The sequence below is a fragment of the Enterococcus caccae ATCC BAA-1240 genome, from assembly GCF_000407145.1.
Classification (GTDB): Bacteria; Bacillota; Bacilli; order Lactobacillales; family Enterococcaceae; genus Enterococcus_L; species Enterococcus_L caccae.
Genome location: NZ_KE136472.1, coordinates 325,446 through 346,021, shown reverse-complemented (window position 1 = coordinate 346,021; position 20,576 = coordinate 325,446). Strand labels below are relative to the sequence as shown.

Below are 20,576 nucleotides of genomic sequence, written 5' to 3'. Positions count from 1 at the left end.
ATATTTTACCTTTACTCAAAATATACTTTTGATTTTTCTACTATAAACATGTCTGATAACAGCTTCATTTTCTGTTTTTTATGCTGGTAATCATTGTCATCTTGACATGAGAATTCCGCAATAAAATATACTGGAATTTGTTCCTCTTTTTTATAAGTAATTTTTTGATTTTTTTGAAAAAAATTATAGTAAAAATTCGTCCATTCAAATAATGCATCTTCTGGTAAAGACTTCAAAATTCCTTCCTCTGCTGTTCTTTGATAAGATACAGATATAATAGATGGCAACTCTAATTCCATAGGTGTATCTACAACCTTATCAAGCGAAATATTTTCCCAATATTCTTTTAGTAAATCCACATGAAATGAATTTAAAACTAAGGATGGAATACTTGCACCTCCATATCTCCTAGCAATCTCACATAAAATTAGCTGTCCTTGTTTTGGATTAATAAACCATTCAATATGGAATGGATTAATTGCTGAAAGAGCATTAAATCTTTTCAGTATTTTTTGACTAGTTTCTTTCATCTTTTCTATTAAATTGATATTTTTTTTGTATAAATGACTTGTTCTGACAATGTGTTCATGTGTACTTTCCACAACAGTTAAAACTGACTGATCATAATCATGAACAAAAAAATGCTTTATTTCTGAACCTATAGCATAACCATCATTTGAAACCATCATTGTATCAGGTACATAATTTTCAATTAAATAATTACCAGAATAAATACCATCTACATAATCAACTGTATCAATTACAGTTGATGAAGAAATTTTTCTTACAGATTTCGTTCCAAATCCTAAACGGTGCTTTATAACATAATCATTATTTGAATTTCGTTTTTTAAAGTCTTCAATATCCGAAGGACTTGAGATTAATTGAAAATCAGGTTGTTCAATAACTCCTTGTAGAAAACTCCGCATGACATATTTATCTCTAAAGCATGTGTTGATAAAACCTTCTGAGTATTCAGACTTATAAAAGTCATTTAGAAGACCCGCGTCTATAATATCCTCTTCACATTGAGTTGTAATAGAATTGATTACTAGTGCTTCTTCCTTTATTAAATAATCAATTACTTTCACAAATTCTTTTAGTGTAAATTCCTTAAAATACTCAATTCTAGGAAACTGTTCAAACTGTATCGCATATTTCTCGTAAGCATCTTTTTGTTTTATTGGAACAAATAAAATACTATTGTCATAATTTAAAAAATTCAGTTTCGATATCCAAGGAGAATATCTATATAAGATAATATTCACTTTAATAACTCCTTTAATTTTTTTTAGTCTATGATATAATTATATTCATACTAAATATAAAACATCGAATAAAAAAAGTAAAGAATCTTTTAGAAGAAGGTCTAATACATAGATTATTCTAAAAGGTTCACTGAATAATTGGAGGAATGCAAAATGTTTTTAACCGCTAAATCTACTTATAAAAAAAATAGGATTACATCTCTGAGAGCGTACCCACTTTCTTTTATAATTCAAAGAATTATTGGAACAATATTTAGTTTATTGTTTCCAATCTTTACTTTTTATTTTGTATTTAACGGGCAAACAAATAGTATGTTTGATTTGAAAACAAATACAACTGACTATGTCTTATATATAACATTAGGATTTAGTGCATATGCTGTTTCTGTAGCTACATTGATGAATGTTGGTCGTAGTATTATATCAGAAATTCGAGAAGGTACACTTGACACTTTTTTACTTTCACCAGCTTCAAGAATAGGATATTTTTTAGGATGTTTTTTAGAACAAATCGGTAGAACTTTCATAGAATTTATATCTATATTTATTTTTGGCATGCTACTTGGTGCAAGGATAACACCACTGGATATCTTAAAATTAATCATTTGTTTAATCATTGTTTCTACAGTTAGTTTCTCGATGTCAATTCTTTTAGCTAGTATTATGATTTTTACAAGAGATACTTTTATCACACAAAACACACTTTTTATGTTATTAGCTATGATTACTGGAGTATCATTCCCGATAAATTTTTTACCAAATTGGTTGAATTTTTTCAGTAATATTATTCCTTTAACACATGCACTCACTTTTTCACGTGCTTTTATTATGGAATCTTTTGTTTCAATAGACAGTTTTAGGTTATTATTTATCATCTTATTTGAATCAACATGCTATTTTGTAATTGGATATAGATGGTTTATTTCTTTAGAAAAAAAATTAATTGAGGACGTGTATAGTTAATGATCACTATGAAAAATGTTTCAAAAAATTATTATGAAAAAGAAAATACAGGATTTAAAGGATTGTTTTCTCCTCGAAAAAAAGAAAAAAAAGTAATAAAAAATATTAGTCTAGATATTCCAGAAGGGCAAATCATAGGACTCTTAGGTATTAATGGAGCTGGAAAAACAACAACAATCAAAATGCTAGCTACGCTTTTAGAACCAACTGAAGGTCGTATCTTCTTAGACAATATTGACGTAATACAAAAGCCTTTTGAAGCAAAAAGAAAAATAAATTTAATCTCTGGGGGTGAGAGAAATCTTTACTGGCGCCTTACGGCAACAGAAAACTTAGAATATTTTGGTAATTTATATGGACTTTCTTCAAATATTTTACGTGAAAGAATCACAAATATTTTGGAAATTGTAGATTTAACACAAGCAGCAAATATTCCTGTAGAGAAATATTCTAAAGGTATGAAACAGCGATTACAAATTGCGAGAGGACTGATTAATAATCCAAAATATATATTTTTAGATGAACCTACTTTAGGTTTAGATGTTTTAATTGCTAAAGAGTTGAGATATTATATTAAAAAATTGGCACAAAGCGAAAATAAAGGAATTCTCTTAACTTCACACTATATGAATGAAATTGAGGAACTTTGTGATTACGTTTATGTATTAGAAAACGGAGAAATACACTCGCAAGGTACCCCTAAAGATATTAAAAAAAACTTTAATGCTGCTATTAAAACAATAATTACTTTTGAAATATACTCAAATTCTTTTTTAGAGAGTCTTAAAAATATTACATCTTATCTATCAATTACATCTACAAAAAAACAAAATACATTTGAAATTCTATCATCTAACAGTATTTTAAAAGAACTTATTCAAATTGCTACTGCTGATGAAAAAACTTCCATCTTATCAATTGATGTTATTGAACCAACTTTAGAAGATGCATTACTATCTACTTGGGGGGGAACAAATGATTAAAAGTAGTATAATCATGTGTATTGGGGAAGTGAAAAAGCAATATCGTAATTATCATAATTCTCTATCAACTTTTATGTCTTTACTAATTTGGCCAATAATTACTTTTTTCCATACCTATTTCACATATCAATCTTTTGATGTTTCTAGTTTAAAAAATTTTAATATTCACTCCAACAAAGAGTTTATTATTTTTTTAATAACAGGTGCGTTGGTTTTCAACTGTTTTTGGTCTATGGTTCAAAGTGCATTCTTCTTAATACTTGAAAGACAAAATGGAACAATAGAGACAACATTCTTAGCACCTGTTAATCGTACTGTACTCATGTATGGTAGAGCATTAGGGGGGCTTTTAACAAATGTTTGGATGTTCGGCTCTTTTTCATTACTACTAATATTATTATCTAGCAGTATTTCAATAAAAGTTCTGTTACTCAGTTTTCTATCTTTTTTTGTGATTCTTATTTCATCAACTATTTGGGGTGGTTTTATGAATTCGTTATTTTTGATAAGTAGAGATGCTAATTATTTATTTAGTATTTTTGACGAGCCAATGAATTTATTTTCTGGAACGAAGATGCCAGTTCAAGCTTTTCCTTTATGGGGAAGATTTATTTCTTCATTCTTTCCAGCAACATATTGTTTGTATATTGTTCGCGCTATATTTTTAGATCAAAAAATACAAATAACGATGATTCTCTTATTTATACTGTCCTTGGTTGTATTAGTTTTATTAACGCAATTAATTTTATATTTTGCAGAGAAAAACAACAAAAAAAATGGTTCACTTCAATTATATTAATGGTAATTAAAAAAATAATGCAAACACAGAATTATTGAACTGAGAAAAATGTTGATAGTTACCGTTTTAAATATGATTTGTTTTAATCAATCTAGGCTGTAGAGAGCATCCACTTATTGGACTTTGTCTAAAAAATGGATGAAATCTACAGTCTTTTCTTTTATAATAACAGTGTAAACGGATTTAAAGGAGAGAACTTTTATGATGTCCAAACATTCAATCGATAGCAGAAATCAATTTGCCATGGTCACTGTCGATGATTTAGTGCCACAAGATCATTTGGTACGAAAAATTGATCAGGCGATTTCGTTTGAGTTTATCTATCCGATTGTTGAATCCACCTATTCGACACTTGGACGTCCAAGTATCGACCCAGTCATTCTTGTCAAATTAGTCTTTATTCAATACTTATTTGGGATTCGTTCCATGCGACAAACCATCAAAGAAATAGATACCGATCTTGCTTATCGTTGGTTCTTAGGCTTTGACTTCACAGAAAAAATCCCTCATTTCTCGACGTTTGGAAAAAACTATGCCCGATGTTTTAGAGAAACCACCCTGTTTGAAGAGATTTTTGCGTATATTTTAGAACAAGCGGTTAAAGCAGGATTCGTGACTGAAGAACATTTGTATATGGATTCTACGCACATCAAAGCCAATGCGAATAAACACAAATTCAATAAAATATTGACACATATTGAAGCAAAAGCTTATCAAAAAGAATTAGAGAAAGAAATCAATGAACAACGAATCAAAGAAAGGAAATCCCCTTTTTGATGGAGCATTGAAAGGGAGTTGAAGGAAAGAAAAATCAGTCTATCTGATCCTGAAAGTGGCTATTATGTCAAAGGAGAACGTGAAAAGCAATTTGCTTACTCCGCACACACCGTGTGCGACGAGTATGGGGTCATTCTTGGAACAATCGTCACTCCTGGAAATATACATGATAGCCAAGTAGTGCTCCCTCTCTTAGATAAGATACGCGAAGCGTTAACAGTCAAACTGTTGCTGCAGATGCTGCCTATAAACCCCCAGCCATTGCTCGCTACTTGTTCACCAATCACTTACGTCCGGTCTTACCTTATACTCGACCTCGAGGAGAGAAACAGTTGTTTCGAAAAAATGAGTTTGTCTATGACGAATTTTTTGATTGTTACTTATGCCCTCAAAACCAACCTTTACATTTCTCTACCATTAATCGAAAAGGTTCTCGTGAATACAAATCGACGCCTTCCATTTGTCAGGATTGTCCCTTACGTCCTCAATGTACCATAAGTAAATCATGTCAAAAAGTGGTCACTCGACATATTTGGCAAGACTATCTTGATCAAGTAGAACACTTACGTCACACAGAGATCAATCGTCAGATTTATAAACGGCGGAAAGAAACAATTGAACGTGTCTTTGCAGATGCGAAAGAAAAGCATGGGTTACGGTGGACGAACTATCGCTCCTTAGAAAAAGTTGCCGTACACACGATGCTTACGTTTGCTGCCATAAATTTAAAAAAATTAGCAACATGGTTAGATAAAGGCAGAAAGCCTTTCTTTTTTTTCGCTATTTTTGAGTAAAAACAAAAATAAAATGAGCTTGGGACATAAGTCCTAACGAAAAATCCAGATACCAGTCAATTTGATTGGCATCTGGATTATTTTTTTGTACAAAAATAAGAACACCTTTGCTAAAATAAAAGTGACTAAACAAATAAGTCAGCGAGGTGTTCTTATGTTTAAAAATTATACCACAAATCAAGTTGTTCTTCCTCTAGATTTTAGTTTTCAGTTAGAAAAAAATGATATTGCGTTTGCCATTGATCAATTAGTTGAAAGTATTCCTTAGGAACGTTTTCTTCCTTTTCACCATCAAATGGGTCCTTCTTCCTATCATCCGAAAATGATGATGAAGATGATTTTATGTGCCTATACACAATCCGTGTTTTCTGGTCGTAAAATTGAAGCGTTGACGAAAGACAGTATTCGGATGATGTGGCTCACTCAAAGTTATCAACCTAGCTATCGAACCATCAATCGTTTTCGGGTTAACCCGTTGGTGAATGCCCTCCTTCGGGAGTGCTTCGTCCAGTTCCGTAGCCAATTGGTCACGGAACAATTAATAGATGAAGAAGCCATTTTTATCGATGGCACAAAGATTGAAGCCAACGCAAATAAATATACCTTTGTTTGGAGAAAATCCATTGATAACTTTGATGAAAAGCTTACTGAAAAATCAAACGTTCTTTATGATGAACTAGTGAAAAATACCATTATTCCTGAAATTAAGCGAGAGTCCGCAAACGAATTATCCGTAACTGAATTAGGTCAGATTGAAGAACACCTCGCTCAGGTTGTCGAAAAGTTTACAGAAAAAATCGAACAAGAAGAGGATGGCACGACTCGAAAATCAATACGCTCGAAGCGGAAAGTCCCGAAAAAAATCAGAAAACTATTTCATGACTTCAAAGAAAGAAAACTTGCCTATCAAAAACATAGACAGATTCTAGGGCAACGAAACAGCTATTCTAGAACAGATCCAGATGCCACTTTTATGCGCATGAAAGACGATCACATGAAAAATGGTCAGTTGAAAGCAGGCTATAATCTTCAAATTGCCACAAACAGTCAGTACATTTTAGGCTACGATCTTTTCTCAAATCCAACAGATACACGGACACTGCGCCCTTTTTTAACCACTTTGAAGGAGCGTTTCTTTGAACTGCCAGCCTATATTGTCGCAGATGCTGGATACGGAGGAGAAGAAAATTATCAAGCTGTTTTAGAAGATCATGAGCGAACACCGCTTATCACTTATGCCATGTATTATAAAGAACAAAAGAAAAAATTTAAACAAAACCCATTCCTTCCCGCAAACTGGCCGTACCAAGAATTAGAGGATACGTTTCTTTGTCCAAACGAACGGAAAATGAATTTCCGAAATTACTCTATTCGTACAGATAAATATGGATTTAAACGATATTTAAAACGCTATGAATGTGAAGACTGCTCGAATTGTCCTCTTCGAAGCCAATGTACAAAAGCGAAGAGTGACAAGAATCGTGAGATTCAAAAGAACATGAACTGGGAATACTTTAAAGCAACGATTCAACAGCTGCTTTCAGAAGAAGAAACAGGTAAACTCTATCGCCAACGAAAAATTGACGTCGAACCCGCTTTCGGACATCTGAAGGCTTGTTTAGGGTTCACTCGTTTCTCTGTCCGAGGAAAACAACAGACACACAATGAAATTGGGTTCGCGCTAATGGCAGTAAATTTAAGGAAATATAAGCTAAGTACGCTAGAAAATAAGAAGGATTCTTCCAATAATTTAAAAAATAGAAGACCGAAAATCCTTTTTACGATTTTCAGTCTTCTATTTTATGGTTCTTGGGACTTATGTCCCAAGCTCTTCAACTATTTATTTTTTGATACCTTTCTTTTTCTTTGTATATGCAATTGCTGCAATACTTGCAATAAATACACCTACGAACGTGACTAAAATAGCTTTATTTCCTAAAGCACCAGAAGTCTGTGGCAATTTTCCTGGCATATTAGGAGAAGTCGGCGTTGTCGGTTGTTCCGGTGATTCTGGTACATTTGGCGTTTTACCAGTTAACGTTTGTTTTTCATTGGTTAAATCAAAATGTTTCACATATTCTTTTGTCTTCTCTTTATCTGAGTAGGCAATATGCGTAGCCACAATTTTCTCACCATCTTGAATCATATTTGCCTGATAGTCAAAAATGACTTCAAATTCAAACGTTTCGGTTTCCGCTTTCCGCTCTGATTCATAGGTATAAAGAACAGTCACATTGCCTTCTTTATCTACTTTATGAAATTCAGTGACATAATAAAATGTGTTTCCTACATCCTTTTTAGGAACGGTTGCTTTGACTTTATCAATCAATGTTAAATTTTTTGTTGGATTGAATTCTTTTTGATTGTCTTTTGTAATAAAGAGCGTTTCAATCGTTGGTGTCCCAGGTAGGATAGGGCGTACGGTTTGTTCCTCATTCTCTAAGTCAATGTGTTCCGCTACTTTATTGCCCTCTTCATCATACAACTCTTCGGTCCAAACATACTTGGTCTTTTCATCATCGTTTATTGTATCAACAAAGGTATCAATGACCTGTTCGATTTCTTCTGCATCAGCAACAAAATCATTTTCAGTCTCAAAAACAATGGCTGCATTCTCATAGTCGTTGTCTTGAATACGCCACAATTTGATTTTATTTGTATAGGCTTCTTTTTCATACAACCCTGAAATAGAAATTTTATCTTGCATAGGCGTTTCTTGATTTGGTGTAAATGTTTTTTCACCATCCACGGTGGCTAATGTACGAATTTCTGGTACACGAACCAAATTATTGGTTAAGAACAACTTACCTAGAGAAATAATTGAGCTTCCTTGATGAATTTCTTCTGCCGGAATAGTTGTGACTTTCAATGGTTCTTTTTGCCCATCTTCAGTAATGGTAAATTGATATTCATCGGTTTCTTGATTATAAGTTGAATGGATAAACAAATCTTTAATCGCCTTGTAGCCAGGGGGTGTATTTTCTTCTTTTAAAACATAATCTCCATACGCAACATTGGTAAAGTTCCAATACCCATCATAGCCATTCTTATCCGTTTCAGTCACAGATTTTTGAGTTTCACCTTTGGTATTTTCCAATGGTGCTAACGAAAACTCAATGCCATTGTAGCCAGTTTTCGTTCCACCGGACTTAGAATCCACGTATTTGAATCCATCTAGATTGAATTTAATCACTTGTTCTTTCGAGACTTGATCCATTGCCACAACTTCTGTGTGTTGATCTTTATAAGTGATTTCAAATGGAATTTCCTTGTCACGTTGATAGCCTTCTGGAGCAGTGATTTCTTGCCATTTGTATTTCCCTAATGCTAAGTGATCCACGCTGATTGTTAAGTTTTCATCGTCAATCTGAATGATAATCGCTTCTTCCTCTACTTTTGTTCCCGAAACTAAGACTGGAGCAAACGCATCTGTCCATTTCACTGGAGTCCCATCTTCATAAAGAAGCGCATATTGTGCACCTTGTAATGTCGCACGTCCTTGTGATTCATTACCTGTTTCAGCATCTTCTTTTGTCAAAGTAGCAGAACCAATTACTTCTTTGTTTTTGCCTTCTGTATTTTCAACAACAACTGCAGTCGTTTGGTTGACATAATTGATTTCAACAGTGACTGGTTTGAATGTATTAGCAAAACCATTGGAAGCTTGTTTTTCTGTCACAACGTACGTTCCTAAAGGAAGATTTTTTTCGGTAGCCGCATGACCATTTTCGTCAGTCGTAATTGTTTGAATAATTTCACCTTCTTCTGACTCTTTCCGAATTTCAAAGATGTTTCCAGCCAAGGAATACTGTCCATTCCAAAGGTCTTTTCCAGTAAGTTCACCGGATTTATCAAGTATGATCTGACCAATTGCTTGACTATTTTTTTGAGTCAAAGTAATCGTTTCACCCGCTTGAATAGTGCCTTCCACCACATCGGACTCTCCTACAGCAGATGCTAGAACATACGGTGAAGGAACAAACACTTCTTTTGCTTGAATAACTGTACCATGGGGAACATTTTTAATCATTGCTTGTCCTTGTCCATCGGTTTCCACGGTTTGTGTTTTACCAGAAATGGTTACTTCAAATTTGGTTCAAGGAACAGGTACGCCGGATTCTTTATCAACTTTTTGAATCAGTGCCTGACCATTCGTCTGAATATTGAAGTTTACGTTATAATGATTCGTATTTTTAATCCGAGCCACCATAACCGTTTGAGAACCTTCTTTTTCAAATGCCAGTGGTGTACCTTCCATGTAACTATTTTTTGCTTGATAGCTTCCTGTTGTTTTTGTAGGGTCAGTAGGTGTGACAGCAACAGATTGTCCGTCCTCAGAAATTTGAAAATCAACATTGGCAGAGTTTTCAACCACTTGGTCAAACAGATTTAGATTGACTCCACCAGATTGAAGAGTCATTGTTTCGCCAAACGTTAAATTCATGATTTGATTATGGAAATTGGTTTTTTTATCATATTCATCAATTGCTTGATTTAACTGAGCTTTTAATTCAGAAAAATTGGGAATACCATCAATTGACGTGATAATTAGCCCATAAGAAGATAAATTTTCCCATATTACTGCCTGTGTCACAATTTGTTCTTGTGTGGATTGATTGGGAAAGACTCTTGTCCAAATAGCTGCGGCAATTTGTGCTCGATGATCGACATCCTCTGCTTCAATTGCTTCATAATCAGGATTTTCAAAGTTCGGTAAAGGAACCCCAGGCTCAATACAAAAAACGATTTCCGTGTGACCATTTTCAGTCCTTAAAAGCATGGTAGAAGTTTTATCTGACCAGTACTCGCCATGTTTGGTTCCTGTCATCGTAAATACTTCATTTTGATTATAGATAACTGTACCACGTTCTCCTGGACTCATTTGTGGCTCAATTTTTGTTTCTTCTGCGTGAGCAACTACTGTAGGCAGGTAGAAACAAAATAAAGTCGCAACTACCATAGCAATCATCCCTATTAATTTGATAACTAATTGACTCGTTCGTTGGTACATCATTTTTCCCCTTTCAAACTAAAAAAAGAACCACCATCAGTGATTCTTCTTCGTTCATTTATTTGAATTTAACTGTTCAAATAGAATTGAGCAGCGTTGTAAGTAATGTTGCTTATTTGGATAGAAATACTGATGCAGTAATTTCTCTGCCATTGTTAGCCAGTGATTTCGACAAACATTATAGAAATACCCTTCTTGCGATTGAATTTTTTTCGTTTTTTTCTTAAAGTAATACCTCTGTAGCATTTCTTGTGTGTCTTTTTCAAAATATTCTGCCACAATCGTAAATCCATCTAAATGATCTTGAATGTATTTTTTTGATTGATACAAGAGGTCGATGGTCTTCTGAACTTCTTGTTCATCCTTTGAATTGTCCGCAATTAGTTTAAGCGATTCTGAATCGAGAAAAGTTGTCTTTAAGAATTGGCCCAATGAATTTAGCAAAGATTGTTCCTTGTCTAATTGCGTATCATTCTTTTCTGTCTCACACTCTTTCGTATTATTTTTTTCTTTAGTTGATTTATTACTAGTTAATTTATTACTTGTACGATATGAACTGTCCATTTTGGACTGTTCATATTGAACATTAGAAAAATCGTTGATTTCATGCGTTTCTTTGGAATGTTCATTTTGCACATTCCAAATCAATTCATGTTTATAAAGCCAATAAAACAGTTGATTGATTTCTTCTAATGGAACAAATGTCGTAAATAATTGTTGGTAATTTTCGATGGTTCGTTCTTCTTTTTTACGAATGGATCGATGGTAAAAAAGATAATCAAACTGATAGGCTTCTTCAAAAATTTCAAGTAAGTCGTTCGTTTCATACCGCTCTAACGAAAAAAGATAGGAAAAGAAAAAATTTTTTCCTGATCGTTTTCTAAATTGTAAAATGTAGCCTTGTTCGATTAATTCTTCCCACGCACGATCGATTTTTCGACGACTGTTTAATTTGGAGCGATTGTATAATTCACACTTGTACAATTTAAAATTGGGCGGATAAGAAGCGATACTAATCAACATTCCTCTTGCTTCATAGGTCAGTGATTCATTTTGTGCAAATTCTCGTGGTATGGATTCATAGCCTTTATTTTTCTTAAAGCGAAGAATAGACCCATCGTTTGTTTGATTTGGTGGGTGGCGCTGGTTATAATCACCACTAAATTGAAAGATACTCATGAAAGGTACCTCCTATTATTTGATAATAAAAAAGACAATAGTATTTCTACCACTGTCTTTCGTAAGTTTATTCAATTTTTTCTAAAAACAGAATATCTACTTATCCTTGTTTTAACAGCATTATTTGCATAAATTTCGTGGTAGAAAAACGTGGTAGAAAAGATAAAATAACATAAAAAAAGCGACTAAAAAGTCGCTTTTGGTAGAAAATTGGAAAACTGACGGTAAAAATGCAGACCTAAACTCCTTGAAGATTGTTGATTTTACGCCATTCTCACCGAAGATCCGCCCTAATTCCGATACATTTTAAACTCAAGAAACAAATCATTATAAATCCCCAAATATTTTGGTCCTAAATCTTCATAAACTTCTAAATGTTTAATCACTTCATCACTTGGATAAAATTGTTCATCACTTGAAATTGCCTTAGGTAATACCTCTTTTGCTACTTTATTAGGTGTAGAATAGCCAATATACTCCGCATTTTGAGCTGCATTTTCTGGCCTCAACATGAAATTAATAAATTCGTAAGAGCCTTTAATATTTTTTGCAGTTTTAGGAATCACGATATTGTCAAACCAGAGATTAGAACCTTCTGATGGAATCACATAATGCAGATGCTCATTGCTATCGAGCATTTCAGAAGCTTCACCAGAAAATGTTACAGCAACTGCACTTTCTTCATTGATCATATACATTTTGATCTCATCAGCTACGATTGCTTTGACATTTGTAGTAAGCTTGTTTAATTTATCAGTCGCTTCGCGTAGCTCTTGATTTTTTTTACTGTTTAAAGAATAACCTAAACTATTCAATGAAAGACCCAACACTTCACGAGCTCCGTCGATCAACATCACATTGTCTTTCAATTTAGGATTCCACAAATCATCCCAATGCTGGATTTGACCTTCGTCAACAAATTTGTCATTGTAAATGATTCCTAACGTTCCCCAAAAGTACGGAATCGAAAAGTTATTTTGCGGATCAAAATCAAGATTTAAAAATCGTGCATCAATATTTTCCAAACCATTTAATTTGGCGTGATCGATTGGTAGAAGCATTTTTTCTTTCATCATTTTTTGGATCATATATTCAGACGGAATCGTAATATCATAAGACGTACCACCTTGCTGGATCTTGGTGAACATCGCTTCATTTGAATCAAACGTTTCGTAATTGACCTTGTATCCTGATTCTTTTTCAAATTTGCGCAATAGATCAGGATCAATATAATCGCCCCAATTATAAATCGTCAACGTATCCGCTCCCGCCATACCGCTGGCTTTTTCTAATTGATGAACCCCGAAAAAGAGAATCAAGATAATTGCTAAAATGCCAATAAGCAAAGATTGTAGTTTTTTCATTTAAGATTCGCCACCTCACTTTGTTCACGACGCAGTTTTTTTATCCGTTTCGATGTATTATCTTGACTGATAAAATAGTAGCCTATCACTAAAATCATAGAAAAAATAAACACAAGTGCACTTAGCGCATTGATCTCTAAACTGATGCCTTGTCTTGCTCTGGAATAAATCTCAACTGAAAGTGTCGAAAATCCATTTCCTGTAACAAAAAAGGTCACCGCAAAATCATCTAACGAGTACGTAAAAGCCATAAAATAACCTGCAATAATTCCAGGTGATAAAAACGGTAAAATAATATTCTTGATCACCTGTATGTTATTGGCTCCGAGGTCACGGGCTGCATCAACCATAGAATCATTCATTTCCTGCAACTTCGGCAGTACCATCAGTACGACGATTGGAATACTAAAAGCAATATGAGACAATAACACACTAGCAAACCCTAAACTAATAAAACCAACAGCTGTAAAAAAGATCAAAAAGCTTGCACCAATAATGACATCTGGTGAAACTAACAAAATATTATTAAAACTCATCAATGTAGTTCTAGTTTTTCTTTTTCTAGTATAATAGATACCCATAGCGCCAAATGTACCAATAATCGTTGCCAATAATGCGGATAAAAATGCTAGTAAAAAAGTATTCAACACAATGATCAGCAATCGTGTATCTTCAAAAACTGCAGCATAGTTAGCTAGCGTAAAACCAGTAAAGGTATTCATCGTATCTGTATCATTAAACGAGTAGAAAATCAGGTAAAAAATTGGTGCATACAATAACGCAAAAACAATGATCAGATACAAATAAGACCATTTAAATTTTTTTTTTGTCATTTCACCCGCCCCTTTTTCTTCTTCTCACCTGTCAGCAGCATCACAACAAACATTGCAACGATCAAAATCACACCAATTGTTGACCCCATGCCCCAGTTTTGCGTCACCATAAAATGCTCTTCAATAGCCGTTCCCAGTGTGATCACCCGATTTCCACCAATCAAACGAGTCAACATGAATAGCGAAAGTGACGGAATAAAAACAGCTTGCACACCACTTTTAACACCATTTAATGAAAGCGGAAAGATCACTCGTTGAAAGGTCTCAACGCTATTAGCGCCTAAATCACGGCTCGCACTGATCAAAGATGGATTTAATTCTTCCAAAGCATTAAAAATCGGCAAAATCATAAATGGAATTTCAATATATGTTGCAACAAACAAAAAGCTGAAATCTGTAAATAAAATTTGATGTGGTCCAATACCAAGAAAACTTAAAAACTGGTTCACATTCCCATGAATGCTAAAAATCCCAATAAACGCATAAGCTTTCAACAACAGGTTCACCCATGTTGGTAAAATCACCAACATCAACCATAATTGTTTATGCTTTAACTTTGTTAGAAAGTAGGCTGTCGGATAACTGATCAAAAACGTAAATAACGTGATCAAAAACGCATACCAAACAGAATTTAGGGTCATACTCAAATAAGTACCCGAAGTAAAATACGTTTGATAATTGTCTAACGTAAACTGGCCATTCATATCAAAAAACGATTGGTAAATAATCATCAAAACCGGTGCAATCACAAACAATAACAGCCACATCATATAAGGAATCGAATAAATCCGACGCATTGTTTTCATTAGTGTTCCCCCTATTCTTCGTAGCTTTCTAAACGAGCATCAAAGTCTTCTTCGGACTCATTGAAACGCATAACATGAATATCCTCTGGTTCAAAAAATAGACCAACTTTAGCTCCTTCTGTTGCTTTTCTAGTTGAATGAACCATCCACTCATTGTGATCCTCATCATGACAGATGATTTCATAGTGCACGCCACGGAATAATTGTGTATCCACCGTCACAACTAATTTCCCTTTATCCGCTGTTGTGATCGTCAAATCTTCAGGACGCAACATGATTTCAACAGGTTCTGCCTGACGCATCCCACCATCCACACATTCAAAACGTTTCCCAACAAATTCAACTAAATTATCTTCGATCATCGTGCCATTGACAATGTTGCTTTCTCCCACAAAATCAGCTACAAAATGATTGATCGGTTCATCATAAATATCCACAGGCGTACCACTTTGCACGATGTGTCCTTTGTTCATCACAAAAATTTCATCGCTCATTGCTAAAGCCTCTTCTTGATCATGAGTGACAAAAATAAACGTAATCCCTAATCGTTGCTGCAGCTCCCGCAACTCATACTGCATATCAGTCCGTAACTTCAAATCTAAAGCCGATAACGGTTCATCTAATAATAAGACTTTCGGTTCATTGACGATTGCCCGAGCGATTGCAACACGCTGACGTTGACCACCTGACATTTCACTGATTTCACGTACCTCGTATCCTGGTAGTTGAACCATTCGCAAAGCTTCTTTGACTTTTTTCTCGATTTCTTTTTTAGGCATTTTCTTTATTTTCAACCCAAATGCTACATTGTCAAATACATTCATATGGGGAAACAATGCATAATCTTGAAATACAGTGTTAACTTGACGTTTATTTGCTGGAATGTCATTGATCCTTTGTCCATCAAAATAAATATCTCCCTCAGTAGCATCGACAAACCCTGCTAAGATACGTAAAATTGTAGTTTTGCCACAACCTGAAGGTCCTAGCAATGTATAAAACTTCCCTTGCTCTATTTCAAAACTAACATTTTTCAAGACTTTTTCATCTTCGTATTGTTTTACGACGTTTTCAAACGTAATAATATTTTTTTTCACTCACTAACGCCTCCGTTTTAAAAGTGTAATGGACTCATTTTACCTTGAAAGGAAAACACGCACGTGGCGCTTTTGGCCACAATCGGATTTTATTTTTTTAAAAGAAGTCCATAAAACTAACTATTATAAATAAGACTCCGTAGCTACGATCAGTGCTCGACTTTTTCCTTTCGAGTGATTGACCAACTGATGGCGTTCTGTCGCTTGGTAATACATCGCTTCGCCCTTTTTGGCAGAATAAGTCGTTTCGCCTAATATCAATGAAACCGAGCCATCAATCACATAGATAAATGTTTCGGATAAAGAAGGTTCAAACGTTTTATACTGACCATTCTTATCAAACGTCAAAACAATTGGCTCCATTTCTTTTTCATTCGATTCAGGAATCAGCCATTTTAATTCATAACCGTTTTCTTCATCATAATACAGCGTACTATCTTCATCTTTATAAACAATTTTTTGCGCCAAGGTTTCTTCACTGAAAAATTGTTCTGGTGTAATCCCCAATACTTCTAGAATATTAAAAAAGGTCTCCATTGAAGGCGAACTCAAATCACGCTCTAATTGAGAGATATACCCTTTTGTTAAATCCGTTCGCTCTCCCAATTCTTCTTGTGTCAAGTTCTTTTGTACACGTAAATTACGCAGCTTCTCACCGATTTCCATTTGACCACCTCATTTCGATTTATTAAAAAGTTTGCTCCTACTAAACTAAATGTTTAATTTTACCTTTTCTAGTATACGAATTTTTCAAAAAATAGCAACAAATTTTAGCAATAAAGTTTCATTTTTTAATTTCATCTCATCTTTTTATACTAGCACTGATTGAGGTATTTTAACAAAATAAAAAAGCATCTGTTATTCAGACACTTCCTCATTTTTTATTGGTCGTACAATTCTTTTTTTCCCAAGCTTCAAAGGGATAGAGTAATTTACTAACAACGCAATTCCCATGCCGATAAAACTATCTACGACTCTAGCAAACGCATAACCATAAGATTGATCTGCCGGAATCATAAATACGATTGTTAACAAGGTTGCACATGCTCCTACTGTTCCCTCATGATAACCAAGACTTGCCAATAAAGCGATCATCAGAGTAATAATGATTGGAATAAAAATCAACTGTACAAGCTCTGTTCTCCCTAACCAGTTGAAGACAGCAATAACAGCTATGGACATGATTGCGCCCATCACATTCCCAATAATTCGATGCTTGCCATATTTTAGTGTATTTTCCATATCTTCCCTCAACGTAAAAACAGTCGTAATCGCTGCAACCACATAAGTTTCCCGCTTCAATAAAATACTAACCAAAATACAAAAAAAGACACTTAAACCTGTTTTGAACGTACGCATACCAATCTTAAATTTCAACAAACTGAATTCCTTTCGTCGTCTAGAAGAATCATGACTAATTATTTTTTCTTATTGTCTTATTAAAATCATCCTATTCATTCTAACTTATTTTTCTCCTATTAAGAAGGGGTCTTCAAGAAGAATTTGCTAAAGATAAAAAGAGAATATGTTATGATAGGAACAATAAAACTAAAATTGATTGGTCTCAATCTGTTTTTTTGAGTTAGGATATAACATGCAATAGTATAATCATTGTGACCTACACTAAAAGGAGGATATTTATGGACATGTTTTCTGCATTTTGTGTCAAAAAAGAGGACGAAAAAGTCACTACAACAATCGAAAAAATCACACTGACAGATTTATCTGATGGAGAGGTAATAGTTAAAGTAGCCTACTCTTCAGTCAATTATAAAGATTCATTAGCTGTTAAACAAAATGGTGGTGTCATTCGTGATTATCCCATGATTCCTGGAATTGATTTAAGTGGGACTGTGCTATCGTCCGAAGATGACCGTTTTAAAGAAGGGCAAAATGTTTTGGTCACAGGTTATGGTTTAGGCGTATCTCATACAGGAGGTTTCGCTGAAATCGCTCGAGTACCTGGCGATTGGATCGTTCCTTTGCCAGATGAATTAAGCTTAAAAGAGGTGATGATTTTCGGGACTGCTGGCTTCACTGCCGCACTGTCTGTTCAAGCATTAGAAGATAACGGACTCGCTCAAAATAAAGAAGCAACCATTTTAGTTACAGGCGCCTCTGGTGGGGTCGGAATCTTAGCGATTGCCATGTTAAAACAATTAGGTTATAAAAATATCTTAGCGTTAAGTCGAAAAAAATCAGCGATTGATTCGTTGAAAAAACTGGGTGCGACTGATGTGCTTTTATTAGATGAATTTATGCCAGAAAAAATCAAACCATTAGCAAAACAATCAATCGATTTTGTTATCGATACTGTTGGTGGTGACGTAACGGCTGCGCTGCTACCTCAACTGAAATATGGCGGCAGTATCGCAATCTGCGGAAATGCTGCTGGTATTAAGTTAAACACAACGGTTTTACCTTTTATTTTAAGAGGGACAAATCTTTTAGGTATCGATTCAGTCAACGTACCTATGAAACAACGGTTAGCGATTTGGCATCGTTTAGCCACTGATTTGAATGTTAGCCAACATGAACTCATAAATGAAATAGCTTTACAAGAGCTACCGCAAACCTTAGATCAGCTACAAGCTGGTACACATATTGGACGAACGATCATTAAAATGAATTAAAGGAGCAATCTTACATGAATATTTTAATCACAGCTGGAGGAACATCAGAGAAAATCGACAATGTCCGTTCTATCACCAATCATTCGACTGGACGTTTAGGAAAAGCAATTGGTGAAACCTTTTTAACTCAGGGACACCGCGTCACCTATGTGACTACTCCCCAAGCTGTCCGACCTACTCCAAACTCAAATTTAACCTTTATCGAAATCGAAACCACCAAAGAGTTGGAAACAGCTTTACTTGATCAGTTTGAGCATCAAGTTTTTGACGGAATCATTCACAGCATGGCCGTTAGTGATTTCACAACTGAAACAACCTTATCAGAAGATGCTTTTATCGAAAAACTCGTAGCAAAACTTGTAAAAGACGGCAACTTAACTAATTTAACCAACTTGACTGATGCCCTTTACCATAGTTTGGATGAAATTGGTAAAACGATTCAACCAGAAAAAAAAATTCCTTCTGGAACAGATCGTCTCTTGCTTTTTTTGAAGAAAAACCCTAAAATAATTGCAATGCTTCGGGAAAAACAACCGCAAGCAGTTCTTGTCGGTTTTAAGTTGTTAGTAGGTGTTTCTACTGAAGAATTAATTCAGGTTGGTCATGCGATCCTTGCGAAAAACAAATGTGATTTTGTACTCGCCAATGATCTTGAAGCAATTCACGGCGACCACCATCATGGCATCTTGATCGATGCCTCAGGACAAACCGAAACAGCTGATACCAAAAATGAGATCGCTCAACTGATTGTTTCTAAGGTTGAAGAAAAATGGAGGATGCAAGGATGAAAACTATCTTATTAGGTATTTCTGGCAGTATCTCTGCCTATAAAGCAGCAGACTTAACGAGCCAGTTCACTAAATTAGGCTACAATGTCGAAGTTATTATGACAACAAACAGCACGAAATTTATCACCCCGTTGACACTGCAGTCTTTATCTAAAAATCCTGTTCATACAGATGTTATGGAAGAAATCGCACCCGATAAAATCAACCATATCGAATTGGCGAAAAAGACAGATCTTTTCTTAGTAGCTCCAGCTTCTGCTAATATCTTAGCGAAACTAGCAAACGGAATTGCAGATGATATGCTTTCTACCGTCGCTTTAGCTTTAAAAGAAGAAGTTCCTAAGTTTATTGCACCTGCGATGAATACCTATATGTATCAAAACCCAATTACTCAGCGAAATTTAGCAACGTTAAAAGAAGTTGGGTACCATGAGATCGATCCTCGTGAAGCTTTATTAGCTTGTGGAGATTTCGGCCGTGGAGCGCTTGCTACAGTTGATGAAATTGTTGCGATGATCAATGAAGCTTTAGCGAAATAATTTTGAGGAGTCATATATGAAAAATACAAAAACATTTACATTAACCGCTATGTTTTTAGCAATTTTGATTTTACTATCAGCTGTCCCTTTCTTAGGATTCATCCCGATCGGCCCAATCAATGCGACAACGATGCACATACCCGTCATCATTGCTTCTATCGTGTTAGGTCCTAGAATTGGCGCTTTTTTAGGTGGTGTGTTTGGTCTGATCAGCATGATCCGCAGCACAGTAATTTTATCGCCATTATCCTTTGTTTTTTCGCCATTTATACCTGTAATCGGAACAGACCAAGGAAGTTGGAAAGCAATCATTGTGGCGATGCTCCCAAGAATTTTGATTGGAGTAGTTCCCTATTTCATTTTCATAGGACTGAAAAAACTTACGAAAAACAAGCCTACCTCACAAACGTTCAGTTTATTTATTGCAGGTTTTCTTGGTTCAGCGACTAATACAATTCTTGTTATGAATTTGATTTATTTTCTTTTTAAAGATTCCTATGCGCAAAGTATCGGTGCTAACGGAGCTGCAGTATACACTGCTATTTTGACCGTTATTTTTACTAGCGGTATTGTTGAAGCTGTTGTTGCTGCAATCGCCACAGTTGGTGTAACTTCAGTGTTATTGCGTTTAGTAAAAAATAATGCAACACAAAAACTATAAAAAAGGGTGTGGAACAAAAGTAAAAATCCCTTTTGTTTCACACCCAAAACGCGAATAAAAGAGGATGGGACAGAAGCAATC

General features: G+C 34.7%; 17 protein-coding genes and 2 pseudogenes. 9 read left to right on the top strand and 10 right to left on the bottom strand.

Going from position 1 to position 20,576, the window contains the following annotated elements:
* Positions 1–11: 11 nt before the first annotated feature.
* Positions 12–1,268 (bottom strand): ATP-grasp domain-containing protein, encoded by a 1,257-nt coding sequence (locus I580_RS01555; RefSeq protein WP_010773071.1) that lies wholly within the window; start codon positions 1,266–1,268, stop codon positions 12–14.
* A gap of 153 nt (positions 1,269–1,421) precedes the next feature.
* On the opposite strand from I580_RS01555, the gene I580_RS01550 reads away from it, so the two are divergent.
* The 5 genes and pseudogenes from I580_RS01550 (at position 1,422) to I580_RS01530 (ending at position 7,505) form a co-directional block, all read left to right on the top strand.
* On the top strand, positions 1,422–2,231 hold the full coding sequence (locus tag I580_RS01550; RefSeq protein WP_010773072.1) for an ABC transporter permease: 810 nt from the start codon (positions 1,422–1,424) through the stop codon (positions 2,229–2,231).
* Positions 2,231–3,214, top strand: a complete 984-nt coding sequence (locus tag I580_RS01545) for an ABC transporter ATP-binding protein (RefSeq protein ID WP_010773073.1) — start codon at positions 2,231–2,233, stop codon at positions 3,212–3,214. The genes I580_RS01550 and I580_RS01545 overlap by 1 nt, the downstream gene beginning before the upstream one ends.
* A complete protein-coding gene (locus I580_RS01540) occupies positions 3,207–4,013 on the top strand; it encodes an ABC transporter permease (protein ID WP_010773074.1) in 807 nt (268 codons plus the stop codon). Before I580_RS01545 ends, I580_RS01540 begins: the two co-directional genes overlap by 8 nt.
* A 201-nt stretch (positions 4,014–4,214) precedes the next feature.
* Positions 4,215–5,584 (top strand): annotated as a pseudogene (locus I580_RS01535) (IS1182 family transposase).
* A 154-nt stretch (positions 5,585–5,738) separates the two neighbouring features.
* A pseudogene (locus I580_RS01530) lies at positions 5,739–7,505 on the top strand (IS1182 family transposase).
* Here the strand turns inward: I580_RS01530 and I580_RS01525 are convergent.
* The 9 genes from I580_RS01525 to I580_RS01490 form a co-directional block, all read right to left on the bottom strand.
* Positions 7,425–9,641, bottom strand: a complete 2,217-nt coding sequence (locus I580_RS01525) for an MSCRAMM family protein (protein WP_143141631.1) — start codon at positions 9,639–9,641, stop codon at positions 7,425–7,427. The pseudogene I580_RS01530 and the gene I580_RS01525 sit on opposite strands and share 81 nt — an antisense overlap.
* Before the next feature lie 39 nt (positions 9,642–9,680).
* Entirely contained in the window at positions 9,681–10,595 is a 915-nt protein-coding gene (locus tag I580_RS16880; RefSeq protein ID WP_143141632.1) for a Cys-Gln thioester bond-forming surface protein, read from the bottom strand.
* Positions 10,596–10,649: 54 nt separating this feature from the next.
* Positions 10,650–11,774, bottom strand: a complete 1,125-nt coding sequence (locus I580_RS01520; protein WP_010773081.1) for a hypothetical protein — start codon at positions 11,772–11,774, stop codon at positions 10,650–10,652.
* A 290-nt stretch (positions 11,775–12,064) separates the two neighbouring features.
* Positions 12,065–13,138 carry an ABC transporter substrate-binding protein gene (locus I580_RS01515; RefSeq protein ID WP_010773082.1) on the bottom strand — a complete coding sequence of 358 codons (1,074 nt, stop codon included), beginning with the start codon at positions 13,136–13,138 and terminating at the stop codon, positions 12,065–12,067.
* Positions 13,135–13,971, bottom strand: a complete 837-nt coding sequence (locus tag I580_RS01510) for an ABC transporter permease (RefSeq protein WP_010773083.1) — start codon at positions 13,969–13,971, stop codon at positions 13,135–13,137. Before I580_RS01510 ends, I580_RS01515 begins: the two co-directional genes overlap by 4 nt.
* Positions 13,968–14,777, bottom strand: a complete 810-nt coding sequence (locus tag I580_RS01505; protein WP_010763234.1) for an ABC transporter permease — start codon at positions 14,775–14,777, stop codon at positions 13,968–13,970. The genes I580_RS01510 and I580_RS01505 overlap by 4 nt, the downstream gene beginning before the upstream one ends.
* 11 nt (positions 14,778–14,788) lie before the next feature.
* Positions 14,789–15,874, bottom strand: a complete 1,086-nt coding sequence (locus I580_RS01500; protein WP_010773084.1) for an ABC transporter ATP-binding protein — start codon at positions 15,872–15,874, stop codon at positions 14,789–14,791.
* Between the two features lie 123 nt (positions 15,875–15,997).
* Positions 15,998–16,540, bottom strand: coding sequence for a helix-turn-helix domain-containing protein (locus I580_RS01495; protein WP_010773085.1), 543 nt, complete (start codon positions 16,538–16,540; stop codon positions 15,998–16,000).
* A 192-nt stretch (positions 16,541–16,732) separates the two neighbouring features.
* Positions 16,733–17,251 (bottom strand): FUSC family protein, encoded by a 519-nt coding sequence (locus I580_RS01490; protein WP_010773086.1) that lies wholly within the window; start codon positions 17,249–17,251, stop codon positions 16,733–16,735.
* A 263-nt stretch (positions 17,252–17,514) separates the two neighbouring features.
* Between I580_RS01490 and I580_RS01485 the strand changes: the two genes are divergently transcribed.
* Genes I580_RS01485 through I580_RS01470 form a run of 4 tightly spaced genes read left to right on the top strand, consistent with a single transcriptional unit; the run spans position 17,515 to position 20,495 of the window.
* The gene (locus I580_RS01485; RefSeq protein ID WP_010773087.1) at positions 17,515–18,507 is read left to right on the top strand and encodes an oxidoreductase; all 993 of its coding nucleotides are present in this window, start codon (positions 17,515–17,517) and stop codon (positions 18,505–18,507) included.
* 14 nt (positions 18,508–18,521) lie between these two features.
* On the top strand, positions 18,522–19,295 hold the full coding sequence (coaB, locus tag I580_RS01480) for a phosphopantothenate--cysteine ligase (protein ID WP_010773088.1): 774 nt from the start codon (positions 18,522–18,524) through the stop codon (positions 19,293–19,295).
* A complete protein-coding gene (coaC, locus tag I580_RS01475; RefSeq protein ID WP_010773089.1) occupies positions 19,292–19,834 on the top strand; it encodes a phosphopantothenoylcysteine decarboxylase in 543 nt (180 codons plus the stop codon). Before coaB ends, coaC begins: the two co-directional genes overlap by 4 nt.
* A gap of 16 nt (positions 19,835–19,850) precedes the next feature.
* Positions 19,851–20,495 carry an ECF transporter S component gene (locus I580_RS01470; RefSeq protein ID WP_010773090.1) on the top strand — a complete coding sequence of 215 codons (645 nt, stop codon included), beginning with the start codon at positions 19,851–19,853 and terminating at the stop codon, positions 20,493–20,495.
* The last annotated feature ends 81 nt before the right edge of the window (positions 20,496–20,576 follow it).